Consider the following 16,498-nt stretch of genomic DNA (forward strand, 5'->3'; position numbering starts at 1 on the left):
GGATCAGCCCGGCAGGGGCAGGCCCAGCACCTCGTAGGTCTCCAGCATCCAGTAGCTGAAATCGGTGAAGGCCCCGGTCAGGAGCGCCAGCCCGACCACGACCAGAAGCCCGCCCATCAGCCGCTCGATCAGCTTCATGTGACGCTTGAGCCTTGTCATCAAGGCCATTGACTTCTCGATGAAAACTGCCGCCAGCAGGAAGGGCAGGCCCAGCCCGAGCGCATAGACGCCCAACAGAAGCGTCCCGCGCTCCATGCTGCCCTCCTGTGCCGCCAGCGACAGGATCGCGCCCAGCTGCGGGCCGATGCAGGGCGTCCAGCCGAAGGCGAAGGCCAGGCCCAGCACATAGGCGCCAAGCGCCGAACCGCCCCGGTCGCCCGCGTCCATGCGCATCTCGCGGTCGAGGATCGGAATGCGGAACAGGCCCAGGAAATGCAGGCCGAAGACGATGATGAGGACACCTGAAATCCGCGCCAGAAGCAGCTGATTCTGCAAGACGAAACTGCCGAAGGCCGAGGCGGTGAAGCCCAGGAGCAGGAAGATCGTGGACAGCCCCATCACGAAGAACAGCGCCGGCAGGATCACCCGGTGCCGGTCCACCCCGTCGCGCATCTCGCCGACCGAGATCCCGCCCATGTAGGCCAGATAGGGCGGCACGATGGGCAGTACACAAGGCGACAGGAACGACAGCACGCCCGCCACCAACGCGACCAGCATCGCGGGCAGAAGGGCAGCGTCGATGATCTCGATTCCGAGCATGTTCCTCCCCAGATAGCGGCTTTCCCTTGTCCCGTCACCGGGTCAGCCCGTCACATGCGCGTGGCCGGCCTGTAACCTTGCCCGCCCCCGGCGGCACGGTTACACCGCCCCTATGGCCGACTGGGACGAGATCGTGGATTGCGAGGGGCTTCTGTGCCCCCTTCCGGTGCTGCGCGCGCGCAAGCGGCTTCTGGCGCTGGCGCCCGGCCGGGTGCTGTGCGTCCGCGCGACCGATGCCATGGCCGCGATCGACCTGCCGCATTTCTGCGCCGGGGCGGGCCACGCCTACCTCGGCAGCCGGACCGAGGGCTCCGTCACGCTCCACCTGATCCGCCGCGGCTGACCGAAGACTGGTCAATGCCACCCGCACGGCTCGCCGCAGGTTGCACCCAGCGACGAGGAGATGCAGTCGAACGAGGAGCGTTCCTCAGCGGCCCAGAGACCACCAGCCCTTGCGCTTGGGCTTGGCGGGTTCCTCCGGCTCGGGTGCCGGGGCCCCGGCCTCGGCGGGATCGGCGACAACCGTCTCGGCCACCGCCGCCAGTCCCGGATCGGGCGCCAGCGCAGGGGCCGGTTCGGTCGCCGAAACCTCTGGCTCCGCCGCCGCAGGGGCCGGTTCGGCGGCCGCCGTCTCCGGTCCCGCCGCCTTGGCCCGCGACCGTGACTTCGGCTTGGCCGGCTCGTCGGCAACGGGGGTTGCCGCGGTCGGCGCTGCGGCCTTGGCACGGCTCGCCCGCTTTTTCGGCGCAGGTTTCTCCTCCGCCACCGTCTCGGCCACCGCTTCCGCCACGGGCTCGGCCACCACCTCGGCAGCAGCCTCGGCCACCGGTGCCGCGTCCTTCACCTCCGGCTCGGCCTTCGCGCCGCGCGGCCTGCGGGTCCGCTTCGGCCTGGCCGCGGGGGTCTCTTCGGCAACCTCCGCAGCGACCGGAACCACCTCGGGCTCCTCTGCCGGGACGACACCATCCGAGGTCTCGTCCTCGTCCTCCTCGCCGTCCTCCGCAGCCTCGGCCTCTGCGCCTTCGGTCACCGGCCCGCCATTCTCGCGCTGGCCACCACGCCGCCGCCGACGACGACGCCGCTTCTTGCGCCCGGGCTGGCCGTCGCCCTCACCCGCCGGGGCCGGCGCCACGGCAGCCTCTTCGGCGTCCTCGGCCTCCTCCTCGACCAGGTCGTCAAGGATCTCCTCGTCCTCCTCCTCGACTGGCGCGCCCATCAGGCCGGCATGGCCCGAAACGACCGGGGTTTCCGGCACCGCCCGGATCGCGGTCTTGAACTTCTCGATCGCATAGTCGGGGCTGACCATCATCGGATCGGCCTCGATCCGCACGCTCATTCCATAGCGTGCCTCGATCAGCGCCACATGCTCGCGCTTGTGGTTGAACAGGTAGTTCACGATCCCCACGGGCGCCCGCAGCAGAACTTCCTTCGACCTCTTGCGCGTGCCCTCCTCCTCCAGCGCACGCAGCACCGTCAGCGCCATCGAGTCGTCCGACCGGATCAGCCCGGTGCCATGGCAATGCGGGCAGGGCTGGGTCGTCGATTCCAGCATCCCCGGCCGCAGCCGCTGCCGGCTCATCTCCAAGAGGCCGAAGCCGGAAATCCGCCCGACCTGGATCCGCGCGCGGTCGGTCTTCAGCTTGTCCTTCAGGCGCTTCTCGACAGCGGCGTTGTTCTTCCGCTCTTCCATGTCGATGAAGTCGATGACGATCAGGCCCGCCAGGTCGCGCAGGCGCAGCTGGCGCGCGATCTCCTCGGCGGCCTCGAGGTTGGTCTTCAGCGCCGTCTCCTCGATCGAGCCTTCCTTCGTGGCCCGCCCCGAGTTCACGTCGATCGCCACCAGCGCCTCGGTCACCCCGATCACGATGTAGCCGCCGGATTTCAGCTGCACCACCGGGTTGAACATGCCGGCCAGATAGCCCTCGACCTGGTACTTCGCGAACAGCGGTGTCTGGTCCTGGTAGCGAACGACCTGCTTGGCATGGCTCGGCATGATCATCCGCATGAAGTCCTTGGCGGTGCGGTATCCCGCCTCGCCCTCGACCAGCACCTCGTCGATCTCGCGGCTGTAGAGGTCGCGGATCGACCGCTTGATCAGGTCGCCCTCCTCGTAGATCTTCGCCGGAGCGATCGACTTCAGCGTCAGCTCGCGGATCTGCTCCCAGAGCCGCATCAGGTATTCGTAGTCGCGCTTGATCTCGGGCTTGGTGCGCTTGGCCCCGGCCGTGCGCACGATCAGGCCGGCACCTTCCGGCACCTCCAGCTCGCCCGCGATCTCCTTCAGCTTCTTGCGGTCCACCGCATTGGTGATCTTGCGGGAAATCCCGCCGCCGCGCGCGGTGTTCGGCATCAGCACGCAATAGCGGCCCGCGAGGCTCAGATAGGTTGTCAGTGCCGCGCCCTTGTTGCCGCGCTCTTCCTTGACGACCTGGACCAGCATGATCTGCCGGACCTTGATCACTTCCTGGATCTTGTAGCGCCGGGCGCGCGGCCGGCGCGGCTGGGCGATCTCTTCGGCGATGTCCTCCTCGGCGATCGACTCGATCTCCTCGTCGGTGTCGCTGGCATGATCGACCGCGCGGTAGCCTTCCGAGCCGTTCTCGACCGACTCGTTGTGGTGGTCGTGGTCGTGGTCAAGGTCGTGGTGCGGCTCGGCGGCCTCGGCGATTGCGGCCTCGACCAGCGGTCCGTCCTGGGTCTCGTCCTCGCCAAGGTCGACGACATCCATCCCCGCCGGCCCCTCGGTCACGACATCGGCCGGCTTCACCGCTTCGGCCCGGGCCGGCGGACGCGGTCCGCGGCGGCGCGAGCGGCGGTTTTCCTCTTCCTCCTCCGCGCGGGCCATAGCCCGCTCTTCCTCGATCAGCGCCTTCCGGTCGGCGACCGGGATCTGGTAGTAGTCCGGGTGGATCTCGGCGAAGGCGAGGAACCCGTGCCGGTTGCCGCCGTATTCCACGAACGCCGCCTGAAGCGACGGCTCTACGCGCGTCACCTTGGCAAGGTAGATGTTTCCGGCAAGTTGGCGTTTGTTTACGGTCTCGAAGTCGAACTCTTCGACCTTGTTTCCGTCGACCACGACCACCCGGGTTTCCTCGGGATGGGTGGCATCGATAAGCATCTTCTTTGACATGTTGGTCCATTGCGCCCCGGGCGCAACAGGCCCCCTGGCGGACCAGCGGGATGAGTGTGACGGGCGGGGCGGCTTGTCTGGGCGCGGGCAGCGGGCACATGCGCCGATCCTCGACCCGGTGGGCCGAAGGGATCGCCTGGCAAAATGCTCACACGCCTCATCGCGGTTACAATTGAAGGGCCTTTCGGGCCCTCCACCTAAGTCAGCCAACAAATCCAGGGACTTGCGGGCAATGTGCACGACCTTGCGGCCGATCCGGCTCCCCCGGGGCGACACGTTCGGACGCGCCCAGGCCCCAGGGGAGAGAATTCTTCGGGCAGCGAACTGCCTTCAGGCGACCCTAGCGGCAAACTCCGACCAAGGGCAATGACGAATTTCACCGCGCTGTCATCGCCGCGTCATGCGGCGGATCGCGCGGTCAGCGGTCGAGAAGCCAGCGACATTCCGAGTCCGCCTCGCCGATTTCTTCCGGGCAGAGCGCCCGCATCGCGGCCTCCACCCCGGCAGGACCATTGTCGGCAGCCTGCGTGTTGCGCGGGGCCAGCGGGAAGGCCAGCGCGCGGTCCTGCAGGCTCAGGTCCAGATAGTCGGGCCGCAGGGCTGCCAGCGACAGGATGCCCTCGCCTGCCGGCAGGGGGGCCAGAAGCAGGCGCACGGCCTCTCCCGTCCCCATGCCCGCCAGGCCCGGGTTCCGGCGCAAGGCGGCCTCGACCGGTCCCGGCCCGTCCTCGCCGTAAAGCCACGAGGTCACCACCAGATAGTCGATCTTCCCCGCCGCCGCGCGGCGTTCGTCGGGGGTCAGGGCGCGGCGGAAGATCTCGCCCGTCGCGGGATCCTAGGACCAGGTCTCCAGCGGCAGGTCGGCCAGGGCGACCGGGCCGGACAGGTCCATCCCTGTCAGCGCCTCGCCCGGGACGACATAGACCGGCCCCTGGCCGCGCCGGCGCAGGACCTCGCCGCAGACCTCGTCCCGGCAATAGGGGCGCGGCGCGATCAAGAGCGGCTTCCGCTGGGCCAGCGACGGCGGATCGCCGACCACTTCCCGCGCCTCGACCGCCCGCAGCTTCCAGGCCTGCCAGCCCTGCGAGACCGCCGGCGGCCCCAGCGCCAGCAGGACCGAAAGCCCCAGTCCCCACAGCCCCGCCCGCCGCCATTTCGGGCGGATCAGCATGACCAGAAGCACAATCCCGATCAGCGCGTAGACCAGGATCGAGACGAGCGCCGCGAGGAGGTCGTTGGCGCAGGCCCCCAGGCACTCGGCCCGCGCCGGACCCGCCGCCGCAAGCGCCAGCCCCGGACCGATCCATCGCCTGACCGCCATGCGCAATCCCTCCCACCGTGCCTGTACAGCAAGGCACGACAGGACCGGTGGTCGCAAGCCCGGTTCTGCCCGGACCTCCTCGTGCGACTGCGTCTTCTCGTCGGAGGGCGTCGAGCGAGGAGCGACGCAGTCGACGACGAGCGGGTCTGGCCAGGCAAACAGGGTCAACAAACCCTGACTGTCCACGCCCAAGCCCTTGATTTCACATCAGGCCAGGGGCCTGTCCCGCGTGGTCAGACATAATCCCCGCGGCTCAGGCCATACTTGGCCATCTTCTCGTTCAGCGTCCGGCGCGGCAGGCACAGCTCTTCCATCACCGCCACGATCGACCCCTTGTGCCGCCGCATCGTGTTGTCGATCAGCATGCGTTCGAAGGCTTCCACATAGTCCTTCAACGGCTTGCCTTCCGTGGTCAGCGCCGGCCCCGAGGCCTCGTTCTCGGCCATCAGGAGGCTCGCGATCGACCCCGACCCGCGCCGGTTCTGCAACACCGCCCGCTCGGCGATGTTCACGAGCTGCCGCACGTTCCCCGGCCAGGGCGCCTGCAACAGCTGCGCCGCCTCCTGCGCGGTGACCTGCGGCGCCTCGCAGCCGTATTCCTCGGCGAACTGCTCGCTGAGGCGGGTGAACAGTTGCAGGATGTCCTCGCCCCGCGTCCGCAGGGGCGGCAGAAGGATCGTCATCGCCCCCAGCCGGTAGAAAAGGTCCGGCCGCAGCGACTGTTCCAGCGTGGTGTCGGGGGCGTGGCTGTTGCAGATCGCGATGATCCGCGTCTCGGGCGGGGTGCCTTGATCGTTGATGAAGGTGAGAAGCCGCGCCTGCAAGGCGCTCGGCATCGCCTCTATGTCCTCCAGCAGCAGCGTGCCGCCCCGCGCCTCCTCGACCAGCGGCAGCGCCCCGTCCTCGCCCGGACCGAACAGCCGCGCCGCCAGCTTGTCCTCGGACCAGGCCGCGCAGGAGATCGAGAGGAACTTCTTCGAGGCCCTTGGCCCCACCGCATGCAGAGCATGCGCGACCAGGGTCTTGCCCGTCCCCGTCTCGCCGTCGATCAGGACGTGGCTGTCGGCCTGGCCCAGGTCGAGGATATCCTCGCGCAGCCGCTCCATCGCCGGGCTGGACCCGATCAGCTTCTTCATGATGGTCGAGCCGTCGGCCAGTTCCTTGCGCAGCGCGCGGTTGTCCAGCGTCATGCGCCGGGCCTGGGTCGCCTTCTTCGCCAGCTCGGTCATCCGGTCGGGGTTGAAGGGCTTTTCCAGAAAGTCGAAGGCGCCCACCCGCATCGCCTCGACCGCCATCGGCACATCGCCATGGCCGGTGATCATGATGACCGGCAGGCCCGAATCCTGGCCCATCAGCCGCTTGAGGAACGCCATCCCGTCCATCCCCGGCATCTTGATGTCGCTGACGACGACGCCCTGAAAATCCGGTCCGATGACCTTCAAGGCATCCTCGGCGCTGGCATAGGTTTCCGTGTCGAACCCCGACAGCGCCAGCCACTGGCTGATCGACTGCCGCATGTCTGCCTCGTCATCGACGATCGCCACCTTCATTGCGCGGGCCATTGGGACCTCTTCATTCTGCTGCTTCCTGTCTGTTGCCGAGGATCGGCAATTGCATCTCGAACACCGCGCCGCCCCCGTCCCCGTTCCGCGCGGTCAGGCGCCCGCCCAGATCGGTCACGATGCCGCTGGAGATCGCAAGGCCCAGGCCCACGCCCTCGCCCGGCTTCTTCGTCGTGTAGAACGGCTCGAACAGGTTCTCGAGATCGTTTATCCCGTGCCCGTTGTCGCGCACCGTCAGCGTCGCGGTCTCCCCCGCCGACAACAGGATCTCGACATGCGGATCCTTGATGTCCTTCGTCGCGTCCAGGGCGTTGCGCAACAGGTTGATGATGACCTGCTCCAGCCGCAGCCGGTCGGCCATGACCATCACCGGCTGGCGCGGCAGTCCCCGGCTGATCTTGACGACGCGCGCCTTGAGCTGCGGTTCCATCATCGCCAGGGCCGATGAGACGCAGGCGCGAAGATCAACCTCTTCAAAGGCTTCTCCGCCCTTCCTTGCGTAAGACTTCAACTGCCGCGTGATCGCGCCCATCCGCTCGATCAGGTCATCGACCCGCTGAAAGCTGGACAGCGCCTCTTCCACGCGCTTGCGCTGCAACAGAAGCCGCGCGCCGGCGAGGTAGGTCTTCATCGCCGCGAGCGGCTGGTTCAGCTCGTGGCTCACCGCGGCCGACATCTCGCCCAGAGCGGCCAGTTTCGAGGACTGCGCCAGCGTCAGTTCCGCGACCTCAAGGTCCTTCTTCACCTTTTCGCGTTCCGCGATCGCGCGTTGCAGCCGCGCGTTCAGCAGCCGCAGTTCCGCCGATTCCCGCTGATAGGACAGCGACCGCGACCAGGCCCGGCGCGACAGGAGGTAGAAGGTGAAGGCCATCAGGATCGCGAACCCCATGATCTCCAGCGCCAGGATTCCGTTCACCTGCTCACGGACCGACCCATAGGCCGTGAAGGTGGCGATCTTCCAGCCGCGGAACGGCACCCGCGCCTCGGTCCGCATCACCGCCTCGCCGCGGACATAGGCGTCGGGCGGCTCCTGCGCCCATTCAGCCGTGGCCCGCAGCGCACGCGCGATGGCCGAGGGCGGATCCCGCAGCGCCAGTGCCTCGGTCTTGGGCAGGCCACGCCAGCGCGGCTCGGTCGAGAGCATCACCGTGCCCTCGCTGTCGGTGACCATCACCGCGTCCTGAAGGCCCGCCCAGGCGCGTTCGTATTTCATCAGATCGACGGATACGATGATGACACCAAGAACGCGCGAATCGGCGATGATCGCCCGCGAATACAGGAAGTCGAAGCCGCCAGCGTCGCGCTTGACCGGGGTGAAGATCGTCTCCTTGGTGCGCTGCGCCGTCACGAAATAGGCAGCATTGCGGTGGTTCGTGCCCAAGACATTCCGGTTCGTCGCGCCGACGACCCGGCCCGAGGCATCGACCAGCCGGATCGAGGCCACGCCCAGTTCCGTCTGCAGCGCGATCAGCTTGGCCGATGTGCCCGAGAAATTGCCCGCCTTCAGCGCCGAGATCAGGTCGGGGTCGTTCGACAAGAGAAGCGGCACGACCGAGGTCCGCTGCAATTCCGCCATCAGGTTCCCGGTATACAGCGCCAGCCGCACTTCGGCCCGGCCGCGCGTGTCGGCGGTGTAGCGGTCGGTCAATAGCCGGTTCGACACCAGCACCACCACGATAGCCAGCATGACCAGGAAGGCCACGGCCAGCTTTGCGCGCCAGGGCAGGCCCGGCGCGCTGGGTGCGATCGTGCTGGTATCGGTTGCAGTCATTTGGACAGAGTAGGCCCCGCCCGGGGTGGTCTCAAGCCGAAGGGGCTCAGGCCAGCGCCATCCCGCGCATCAGCGAGGCGAACAGACCCTTGCCATCCGCGCTGCCCAGCGCGGCCTCGGTCGCGCGTTCAGGGTGCGGCATCATCCCCAGCACGCGGCGGTTCTCCGACAGGACGCCCGCAATGTCGGCCATGCTGCCGTTGGGGTTCTCGGTGTAGGTAAAGGCGATGCGATCCTCGCCCTTCAACCGCGCCAGACCTTCGGCGTCGATGGTGTAGTTGCCGTCGTGGTGGGCAACGGGGATGCGGATCTCCTGACCCTTCGTGTAGGCGCTGGTGAAGTCGGACTGCACCGTCTCGACCCGCAGCGTCACTGTGCGGCAGACGAATTTCAGCGTGGCGTTGCGCATCAGGACGCCGGGCAGAAGGCCCATCTCGGTGATGACCTGGAACCCGTTGCAGATCCCCAGCACATAGCCGCCGCGTTCGGCATGCGCCCGGATCGCCCCGCCGATCGGCGACTGCGCCGCGATCGCCCCGCAACGCAGATAGTCGCCGAAGCTGAACCCCCCCGGCACCCCCACCACATCGACGCCGGCCGGCAATTCGCTGTCCTTGTGCCAGACCCGCTCCACCTCGAACCCCGCGCCTTCGAAGGCCACGGCCAGATCGCGGTCGCAGTTCGAGCCGGGGAAGGTGACGACGGCGGCTTTCATCGGGGCGACTCCCTGTTCGGACTGCGCGCCTGATAGCGCAGGTCGCCGCAAAGGGCCAGAGCTTGCACCCCGCGCCGCAGGTTCTAGGCTGGGGACATGCTGGATGCCGCCCCCCTCTCTGCCCTGCGCGCGATCTTCGCCGACCGGGCCTCGGTTGCCGAGGCCGTCCTTGCCGAACATGCGCAAAGCGAAAGCCTCGTCTCTGCCGGCCGCCCTGACGCCGTGGTCTTTCCCCGCACAACCGAAGAAGTCTCGGCGCTGGCCCGCTGGGCCACGGCGCATCGCGTGCCGCTGATCGGCTGGGGCGCGGGCACCTCGCTGGAAGGCCACGCGCTGGCCGTCGCCGGCGGGGTGGTGGCGGACTTCCGCGAGATGGCCGCCGTGGTCGAGATCCGGCCCGAGGACCGGCTGGTCCGCGTCCAGCCGGGCCTATCGCGTGAGGCGCTGAACCGCGAACTGCGCACCACCGGCCTGATGTTCCCGGTCGATCCCGGCGCCAATGCCTCGCTGGGCGGCATGGCCGCGACCCGCGCCTCCGGGACGACGGCGGTGCGCTATGGCACGATGCGCGACAATGTGCGGGGACTTGAGGTGGTGCTGGCGGACGGGCGGGTGATCCGCACTGGCACCGCCGCCCCGAAATCCGCCGCCGGCTACGACCTGACCGCGCTCTTCGTCGGCTCCGAGGGCACGCTCGGCCTGATCACCGAGCTGACCCTGCGCCTCCACGGCCAGCCCGAGGCGGTGATGACCGCCGTCGCCGCCTTCCCCTCGGTCGGCGCGGCGGTGGATTGCGTGATGGCCACGATGCAGATGGGCCTTGCCCCGGCGCGGATCGAGTTTCTCGACACCGACACCGTCGCCGCCTGCAACGCCTACTCGGCGCTCTCCCTGCCCCCTGCCCCGCAGCTGCTGGTCGAATTCCACGGCCACCCGCAGGGCCTGGCCGAGGACGTCAGCCGCTTCCGCGACCTTGCCGCCGGGTTCGGCGCGGCGGGCCTCGACTGGGCCGAGCGGGCCGAGGACCGCAGCCGCCTCTGGGCCGCGCGGCATGCGGCCTATCGGGCGATCCTCGCCTCGCGGCCGGGGGCACGGGCGGTGGTGACAGATCTCTGCGTGCCGATCTCGCGGCTGGCCGAGGCGGTGGAGGAAACCCGCGCCGACATCGCCGCCTCGGGCATCCCGGGGCCGATCCTCGGCCATGTCGGCGACGGCAATTTCCACGCGATCCTGATGGTCGATCCGGGGTCCGAGGCCGAGATCGCCACCGCCAAGGCGCTCGCGCAGCGGATGGCCGACCGGGCGCTGCGGCTCGGGGGCACGATCACCGGGGAACACGGGGTGGGCTTTGGCAAACGGCCCCTGATGGCGGCCGAACACGGAGAAGGCTGGGGGATCATGGGCGATCTGAAACGCGCCCTCGATCCCCTCGGGCTGATGAACCCCGGCAAGCTGGTGCCGGGGTAAGGCTCAGAAATAGGGATGCGGCTGGCGGAACAGGCCGCGGTCGATCTCGCGTTCGCGGCGTTCCAGGTCGATCCGCGAGACCGCGCCTTCCAGATAGGCGAGCTCGCGCGCGGTCAGCGCGCCGGGGGCCTGGGCCGGAAACAGGGATTTCAACAGGTTGATCATGGTGCTGCCCTTTCTTCTTTGGTCCGAAGATAGGACGCCGCAGCGCAGCGTTGTAGCGTCAGGGCGGCAATTCCGCCATGCACCTGACGCATAGACCGTTACAAACCTGCCGTATCTCGCGTCAAGCTGCCTGGCCTGCAAGCAAGGCCCGTGCCGCCGCCCGCGCGGCCTCGGTCACCGTGTCGCCGGCCAGCATCCGGGCGATTTCCTCGACCCGCTCCGCCTCGCCAAGGCCGCTGACGGTGGACAGGGTCTGATCCCCCGCCACCCGCTTTTCCACCCGCCAGTGCCGCGTGCCGAAGGCCGCGACCTGCGGGGAATGGGTCACCACCAGCACCTGCGCGCCCGCCGCCAGCGCCTTCAGCCGCCGGCCCACCGCATCCGCCGTGGCCCCGCCCACACCCCGGTCGATCTCGTCGAAGATCAGCGTGACGCCCGGATTGTCGCCGGTCAGGCAGACCTTCAGCGCCAAGAGGAAACGGCTGAGTTCGCCGCCCGAGGCGATCCGGTTCAAGGGCCCCGCCGGCGCACCGGGGTTGGTGGCGACGGTGAAGGTCACGGCGTCCACGCCCTCGGGTCCCGGCTCGCCCGCCGCGATCTCGGTCGCAAAGACCGCACGTTCCATCTTCAGGGGCGCGAGTTCCGCCGCCATCGCGGCATCGAGCCGCGCCGCCGCCGCGCGCCGCGCCGCCGTCACCCGCGCCGCCTCGGTGGCATAGGCCGCCTCGGCCTCGTCCACCGCCTTGCCAAGCCTGGCAAGCCCCGCCGCCCCGCCGTCGATCGCCGCCAGCCGCGCCCGCAGGCCGTCCGCGAACCCGCCCAGATCGTCCGGCAGCACCCCATGCTTGCGCGCCAGCGCCCGGATCGCGAACAGCCGCTCCTCGACCCGCTCCAGCTCTCCGGGATCGAAGTCCAGCGCCTCCAGCGCGCGCTCCACCCCGGACTGCGCCTCGCCCAGTTCGATCAGCGCGCGGTTCAGCGCCTCCAGAGGCGCGTCGAGCCGACCCTCGGCCTTCTCCGCCGCCCCGTCCAGCCAGCGCAGGGCGTCGCGCATCCGGCCCTCGGCGCCTTCTTCCGACAGCGCGGCCAGGGCGCGGGCCACGTCCTCGCGGATCCGCGCCGCGCCCTGCATCAGCCGGCGCCGCGCATCCAGCGCCGCATCCTCGCCCGGCTCGGGGCGCAGCCTGTCCAGTTCTGCCACCGCATGGCGCAGGAACTCCTCTTCCGCCGCCGCCCGCGCCAACGCGCCCTCGGCCTCGGCCAGGGCTGCCCGTGCCGTGCGCTGCCCCGCCCAGGCGGCACGCAGGGGTGCCAGATCAAGGCCCGCATAGGCATCCAGCAGCGCCCGATGCCCGCGCGGGTTCAAGAGGCCCCGGTCATCGTGCTGGCCGTGCAGCTCCACCAGCCGGTCCGACAGGTCGCGCAACACCTCGCCCGAGACGCGGCGGTCGTTGACCCAGGCAGTCTTGCGCCCGTCGGCGCTGTTGACCCGGCGCAGGATCAGCTCCTCTTCCGCCTCGATCCCCGCCTCCTCAAGCACCTCTCGCGCGGGATGGGCGGGGGGCAGGTCAAAGGCCGCCGTCACCTCGCCCTGCGCCGCGCCCTGGCGGACCAGTTCCGCCCGACCCCGCCAGCCCAGCACGAATCCCAGCGCGTCGAGGAGAATCGACTTGCCCGCCCCGGTCTCGCCGGTCAGCACGTTCAGCCCCGGGCCGAGATCGAGGCTCAGCCGGTCGATGATCAGCACATCGCGGATCTCAAGCGCGCGGAGCATGGCCGCCCTCGTAGGGTGCGCTACAGCGCACCATGACTAGAGCCACTCGCCCCGCACCATCTGGCGGTAGATCGTGCGCAACCAGCCTTCGCCCTTGGCTTCCGGCGACAGGCCCCTGCCCTTCAGCAGGCGGAAGCTGTCCTCGTAAAACGGCGAGGACTGGTAGTTGTGCCCCAGGATCGCCGCCGCCGTCTGCGCCTCGTCAGTCAGGCCCAGTGCCAGATAGGCCTCGACCAGCCGGTGCAGCGCCTCAGCCGTGTGCGAGGTGGTCTGGAAGTCGGCGACCACAGTGCGGAAGCGATTGATCGCTGCGGCATAGTGCCTGCGCTTGAGGTAATAGCGCCCGACCTCCATCTCCTTCGCGGCCAGCTGGTCGAAGGCCAGGTCGAACTTCAACATCGCCGAGCGTGCGTACTCGCTGTCGGGATAGGTCTCGATCACGTCGCGCATGCCCTTCAGGGCCTGGAAGGTGACACCCTGGTCGCGGCCGACATCGTCGATCTGGTCGTAGTAGGACAGCGCCATGAGGTAGAGCGCATAGGGCGCGTCCTCGTCGCCAGGGTAGAAATCCAGGAACCGCTGGGCGGCGTCTCGGGCCTCCGGGTATTGCTTGGCCTTGTGGTGGGTGAAGGCCTGCATGATCAGCGCGCGCTTGGCGTATTCCGTATAGGGATACAGCCGCTCGACTTCCTGGAAGTAGATCAGTGCGTCCTTAGGGCGCTTGCTGGTCTCAAGCTCCAGCTCGCCCTTCTTGTAGATCTCTTCCGCAGTATAGTTTTCCAGCCGGAGCTGGTTGCTGCCGCCGCCTGCACAGCCGCTCAGCAGGGCAACCAGAAGCGCCGTCTTGAGGAACCCCGCGCCGAGCCTTCTGCCTGACATTCTTCGCCTATCCAACCTCAGCCCGGGCAGTTTGCCCTGTTCTTGGCTCGTGTGTTCGGCCCGTCCTAGCACAGAAAAATCCGGCGCGCAAAACGCCTTTGTCGTGTGGACGAAGGTTCAGCTGACGGCGTTGCGCGCGGGCAAATCGCCCGGATGCACCCCGACGCCCGGCAGTTTGCCCAGCGTTCCCGGCCCGCAATCGACGATCTCATAGGCCGCGGGATTCGCAAACACCGCCCGCAACAGGCGGTTGGTCAGGGCATGGCCCGCCCGCTCGCCGACGTAACGGCCCAGGATAGGCCCTCCTGCAAGCGACAAATCGCCGACCGCATCAAGCATCTTGTGGCGCACCGGCTCGTCCGCGTGGCGCAAGCCGCCCGGAGACAGAACCCGGTCGCCCGAGAACACCACCGCATTCTCCAGCGTTCCACCCAGCGCCAGGCCACGGGCGCGCATCGCGTCCACGTCAGACTGGCGGCAGAAGGTGCGGCTGTCGGACAGTTCGCGCACGAAGGCACCGTTGGCCATGTTCAGCCGACGCTCCTGGACCCCGATCGCCTGCTCCTCGAAGTCGATGCGGAAGTCGATCTCCAGCATCTCTGCCGGTTCCAGCCGCGCCACGGCCTCGCCCTCGCGCACCTCGACCGGGGCAAGGATCCGCACCGCGCGGACCGGCAGGTCCTGTTTCTCCAGTCCGGCGGCCATGAAGCCTTCAATGAACGGGGCGGCCGAACCATCGAGGATCGGCACTTCCGGCGCGTCGATCTCGATCAACGCATTGCTGATCGCCATCCCCGCCAGCGCCGCCATCAGGTGTTCGATCGTCGACACCGAAACGCCGTCGCCATTCTCGATCACCGTGCACAGCCGCGAGGGGGTGACCGCGTCCCACCGTGCCGGAATCATCACATCGCGGTCGGCGGCCACATCGGTGCGGCGGAACCAGATCCCGTGATCCGCGGCGGCGGGATGCACGACCATCCGCACCGGCGCGCCGCCATGCAGACCAAAGCCGGCAAAAGCCGCAGGGGATTTCAGGGTGTACTGCACGTCTCGCTTGACCTCGGATTGCGACGGGTAGGCTCCCCGCCTGCGCTTGACCGTTAGCTAGTCGTTAAGGTCTCCGATCTCAACTCACTCTTTGTGACGGTATGTGTCAGACGTGAAATGTTCGGCAACGCCTTGCCGCAAAACGGAAAAGGCCCGGTTTCCCGGGCCAGTCTCCAAAAGTCTGCCGCGTTCTTCTCAGTTGGCCTGGCGGCGCAGGAAGGCGGGAATCTCGATCCGGTCCTGATCCGACCCCATGTCGTGATCGTCATCGTACGAGGTCACCGGAGGCTGGGTCCGGCCCGCCGGCGAGGCGGCGCTGCCGGCCTCGAGGTGGCCCGCCATCCGGTTGATCAGCGACCCGATGCCGAAGCGGGGCTTCGACGCTGCGGCGGCTGCCGCGGGGGCGGCGGGGGCGGGCGCGGCGGCGACCGGCGTCGGACGGCCAAGCTTGGCCGCCGCGCTTGCGGGACGGTTGACCGCAGCCTGCAACCGGGCCAGCGCCTCGGGCGAGGGCTGTCCCGCCACCCGCGGACGCGGGGCGACGAAGGCGCCCGGATCGGCTTCGATCGCGGCGGGGGTGGAGCGCACCAGCGTCGGCTGCGCCGGGGCCTGCGGACGATAGGCCGGCGGCGGCAGGTCGTCCTCGACCGCCATCTCGTCGGCTTCCATGTCGGCCCTCGAGGCCGCCGCATCGAAAGCGGCGTCCGCGACCGAGGCGATATCGTCCTCGAACACGTTGCGGTCATCCATCATAGGCTCGGCAACCGGCGCCTGGACCGGGGCGACCGCACGCGGCGCCTCCGGCTCATGGGTGGGGGCCAGCGTGAGGGGCCGCTCCATCGAACGGCGCGCGACCGGCGTCTCGGCCTTGTTCGCGGCCGAGGCGTCGATTCCCGTCGCCACGACCGAGACACGGATCCGGCCTTCCATCGCGGTATCGAGCGTGGAGCCGACGATGATGTTGGCCTCGGGGTCCACCTTCTCGCGGATGATGTTCGCGGCCTCGTCCAGCTCGAACAGGGTCAGGTCATGGCCGCCGGTGATGTTGATGAGAACACCCTTGGCGCCGTTCAGGCTGATCTCGTCCAGAAGCGGGTTGGCGATGGCCTTCTCGGCCGCCTGCACCGCGCGGTCCTCGCCGGTGGCCTCGCCTGTGCCCATCATGGCCTTGCCCATCTCGTCCATCACCGCGCGGACGTCGGCGAAATCGAGGTTGATGAGGCCCGGACGCACCATCAGGTCGGTCACGCCCTTCACGCCCTGGTACAGCACGTCGTCGGCCATGGCGAAGGCTTCGGTGAAGGTGGTGCGTTCATTCGCCAGCCGGAACAGGTTCTGGTTCGGGATGATGATAAGGGTATCGACGACCTTCTGAAGCGCCTCGATCCCTTCCTCGGCCTGGCGCATCCGCTTGGCGCCCTCGAACTGGAAGGGCTTGGTCACGACGCCCACGGTCAGCACGCCCAGCTCGCGCGCGGCCTGGGCGATGATCGGGGCCGCGCCGGTTCCGGTGCCACCGCCCATGCCGGCCGTGATGAAGCACATGTGCGCGCCCGCCAGGTGGTCGACGATTTCCTCGATCGTCTCTTCCGCCGCAGCGGCCCCGACAGAGGGCCGCGCCCCCGCGCCAAGACCTTCCGTCGCCTTGACCCCCATCTGGATCCGCGACCCCGCCCGGCTTTGCTGCAAGGCCTGCGCATCGGTGTTGGCCACGACGAATTCGACGCCTTCCAGCGCCTTCTCGATCATGTTGTTCACCGCGTTGCCGCCCGCGCCGCCAACACCGAACACGGTGATGCGCGGCTTCAGCTCTTCACGCTCCGAAGTCATCGTCAGATTGAGTGCCATTGGGTTTGCCCGTCCGTTTGTCCGCCGCCTGTTTTATCGGGCCTTTCTCGCGCAATT

14 protein-coding genes are annotated in these 16,498 nt (G+C 68.6%); 2 read left to right on the forward strand and 12 right to left on the reverse strand.

Annotation, left to right across the window (positions count from 1 at the left end; translation table 11 throughout):
- Positions 1–3: 3 nt before the first annotated feature.
- Positions 4–759, reverse strand: coding sequence for a cytochrome c biogenesis CcdA family protein (locus ACK4IU_RS03865; protein WP_409731859.1), 756 nt, complete (start codon positions 757–759; stop codon positions 4–6).
- A gap of 112 nt (positions 760–871) precedes the next feature.
- On the opposite strand from ACK4IU_RS03865, the gene ACK4IU_RS03870 reads away from it, so the two are divergent.
- Positions 872–1,102 carry a sulfurtransferase TusA family protein gene (locus ACK4IU_RS03870; RefSeq protein WP_409731861.1) on the forward strand — a complete coding sequence of 77 codons (231 nt, stop codon included), beginning with the start codon at positions 872–874 and terminating at the stop codon, positions 1,100–1,102.
- 84 nt (positions 1,103–1,186) lie between these two features.
- Here the strand turns inward: ACK4IU_RS03870 and ACK4IU_RS03875 are convergent, their stop codons facing one another.
- The 6 genes from ACK4IU_RS03875 to purQ all read right to left on the reverse strand — a co-directional run bounded on the left by ACK4IU_RS03875 (position 1,187) and on the right by purQ (position 9,258).
- Positions 1,187–3,889 carry a ribonuclease E/G gene (locus ACK4IU_RS03875; RefSeq protein ID WP_409731863.1) on the reverse strand — a complete coding sequence of 901 codons (2,703 nt, stop codon included), beginning with the start codon at positions 3,887–3,889 and terminating at the stop codon, positions 1,187–1,189.
- Positions 3,890–4,307: 418 nt separating this feature from the next.
- Positions 4,308–4,643 (reverse strand): hypothetical protein, encoded by a 336-nt coding sequence (locus ACK4IU_RS03880; RefSeq protein WP_409731865.1) that lies wholly within the window; start codon positions 4,641–4,643, stop codon positions 4,308–4,310.
- Positions 4,644–4,724: 81 nt separating this feature from the next.
- A complete protein-coding gene (locus ACK4IU_RS03885) occupies positions 4,725–5,210 on the reverse strand; it encodes a hypothetical protein (protein WP_409731867.1) in 486 nt (161 codons plus the stop codon).
- A gap of 233 nt (positions 5,211–5,443) precedes the next feature.
- Positions 5,444–6,772: a sigma-54-dependent transcriptional regulator gene (locus ACK4IU_RS03890; RefSeq protein WP_409731869.1), complete on the reverse strand. Its 1,329-nt coding sequence runs from the start codon at positions 6,770–6,772 to the stop codon at positions 5,444–5,446.
- Between the two features lie 10 nt (positions 6,773–6,782).
- Positions 6,783–8,543, reverse strand: coding sequence for an ATP-binding protein (locus ACK4IU_RS03895; protein WP_409731871.1), 1,761 nt, complete (start codon positions 8,541–8,543; stop codon positions 6,783–6,785).
- Between the two features lie 46 nt (positions 8,544–8,589).
- Positions 8,590–9,258, reverse strand: coding sequence for a phosphoribosylformylglycinamidine synthase subunit PurQ (purQ, locus tag ACK4IU_RS03900; protein ID WP_409731872.1), 669 nt, complete (start codon positions 9,256–9,258; stop codon positions 8,590–8,592).
- A 96-nt stretch (positions 9,259–9,354) separates the two neighbouring features.
- On the opposite strand from purQ, the gene ACK4IU_RS03905 reads away from it, so the two are divergent.
- The gene (locus ACK4IU_RS03905; RefSeq protein WP_409731874.1) at positions 9,355–10,725 is read left to right on the forward strand and encodes an FAD-binding oxidoreductase; all 1,371 of its coding nucleotides are present in this window, start codon (positions 9,355–9,357) and stop codon (positions 10,723–10,725) included.
- Between the two features lie 3 nt (positions 10,726–10,728).
- On the opposite strand, the gene ACK4IU_RS03910 is transcribed toward ACK4IU_RS03905, so the two are convergent.
- The 5 genes from ACK4IU_RS03910 to ftsZ all read right to left on the reverse strand — a co-directional run bounded on the left by ACK4IU_RS03910 (position 10,729) and on the right by ftsZ (position 16,441).
- On the reverse strand, positions 10,729–10,890 hold the full coding sequence (locus ACK4IU_RS03910; RefSeq protein ID WP_149588802.1) for a DUF3563 family protein: 162 nt from the start codon (positions 10,888–10,890) through the stop codon (positions 10,729–10,731).
- Between the two features lie 121 nt (positions 10,891–11,011).
- Positions 11,012–12,664 (reverse strand): DNA repair protein RecN, encoded by a 1,653-nt coding sequence (recN, locus tag ACK4IU_RS03915; RefSeq protein ID WP_409731876.1) that lies wholly within the window; start codon positions 12,662–12,664, stop codon positions 11,012–11,014.
- A gap of 36 nt (positions 12,665–12,700) precedes the next feature.
- Positions 12,701–13,543 carry an outer membrane protein assembly factor BamD gene (locus tag ACK4IU_RS03920; protein ID WP_409731878.1) on the reverse strand — a complete coding sequence of 281 codons (843 nt, stop codon included), beginning with the start codon at positions 13,541–13,543 and terminating at the stop codon, positions 12,701–12,703.
- A 117-nt stretch (positions 13,544–13,660) separates the two neighbouring features.
- Positions 13,661–14,593 (reverse strand): UDP-3-O-acyl-N-acetylglucosamine deacetylase, encoded by a 933-nt coding sequence (lpxC, locus tag ACK4IU_RS03925; protein WP_409731880.1) that lies wholly within the window; start codon positions 14,591–14,593, stop codon positions 13,661–13,663.
- Positions 14,594–14,788: 195 nt separating this feature from the next.
- On the reverse strand, positions 14,789–16,441 hold the full coding sequence (ftsZ, locus tag ACK4IU_RS03930) for a cell division protein FtsZ (protein WP_409731882.1): 1,653 nt from the start codon (positions 16,439–16,441) through the stop codon (positions 14,789–14,791).
- Between the last annotated feature and the right edge of the window lie 57 nt (positions 16,442–16,498).

This window comes from Tabrizicola flagellatus, from assembly GCF_046295235.1.
Classification (GTDB): Bacteria; Pseudomonadota; Alphaproteobacteria; order Rhodobacterales; family Rhodobacteraceae; genus Tabrizicola; species Tabrizicola flagellata_A.

Bases quoted from the DNA above. Each gene is read 5' to 3' on its own strand.
- ACK4IU_RS03890 (WP_409731869.1), bottom strand. From the start codon at position 6,772: ATGGCCCGCGCAATGAAGGTGGCGATCGTCGATGACGAGGCAGACATG.
- ACK4IU_RS03895 (WP_409731871.1), bottom strand. From the start codon at position 8,543: ATGACTGCAACCGATACCAGCACGATCGCACCCAGCGCGCCGGGCCTG.
- ACK4IU_RS03885 (WP_409731867.1), bottom strand. From the start codon at position 5,210: ATGGCGGTCAGGCGATGGATCGGTCCGGGGCTGGCGCTTGCGGCGGCG.
- ACK4IU_RS03865 (WP_409731859.1), bottom strand. From the start codon at position 759: ATGCTCGGAATCGAGATCATCGACGCTGCCCTTCTGCCCGCGATGCTG.
- ACK4IU_RS03920 (WP_409731878.1), bottom strand. From the start codon at position 13,543: ATGTCAGGCAGAAGGCTCGGCGCGGGGTTCCTCAAGACGGCGCTTCTG.
- ACK4IU_RS03875 (WP_409731863.1), bottom strand. From the start codon at position 3,889: ATGTCAAAGAAGATGCTTATCGATGCCACCCATCCCGAGGAAACCCGG.
- recN (WP_409731876.1), bottom strand. From the start codon at position 12,664: ATGCTCCGCGCGCTTGAGATCCGCGATGTGCTGATCATCGACCGGCTG.
- ACK4IU_RS03870 (WP_409731861.1), top strand. From the start codon at position 872: ATGGCCGACTGGGACGAGATCGTGGATTGCGAGGGGCTTCTGTGCCCC.
- purQ (WP_409731872.1), bottom strand. From the start codon at position 9,258: ATGAAAGCCGCCGTCGTCACCTTCCCCGGCTCGAACTGCGACCGCGAT.
- ACK4IU_RS03910 (WP_149588802.1), bottom strand. From the start codon at position 10,890: ATGATCAACCTGTTGAAATCCCTGTTTCCGGCCCAGGCCCCCGGCGCG.
- ftsZ (WP_409731882.1), bottom strand. From the start codon at position 16,441: ATGGCACTCAATCTGACGATGACTTCGGAGCGTGAAGAGCTGAAGCCG.
- ACK4IU_RS03905 (WP_409731874.1), top strand. From the start codon at position 9,355: ATGCTGGATGCCGCCCCCCTCTCTGCCCTGCGCGCGATCTTCGCCGAC.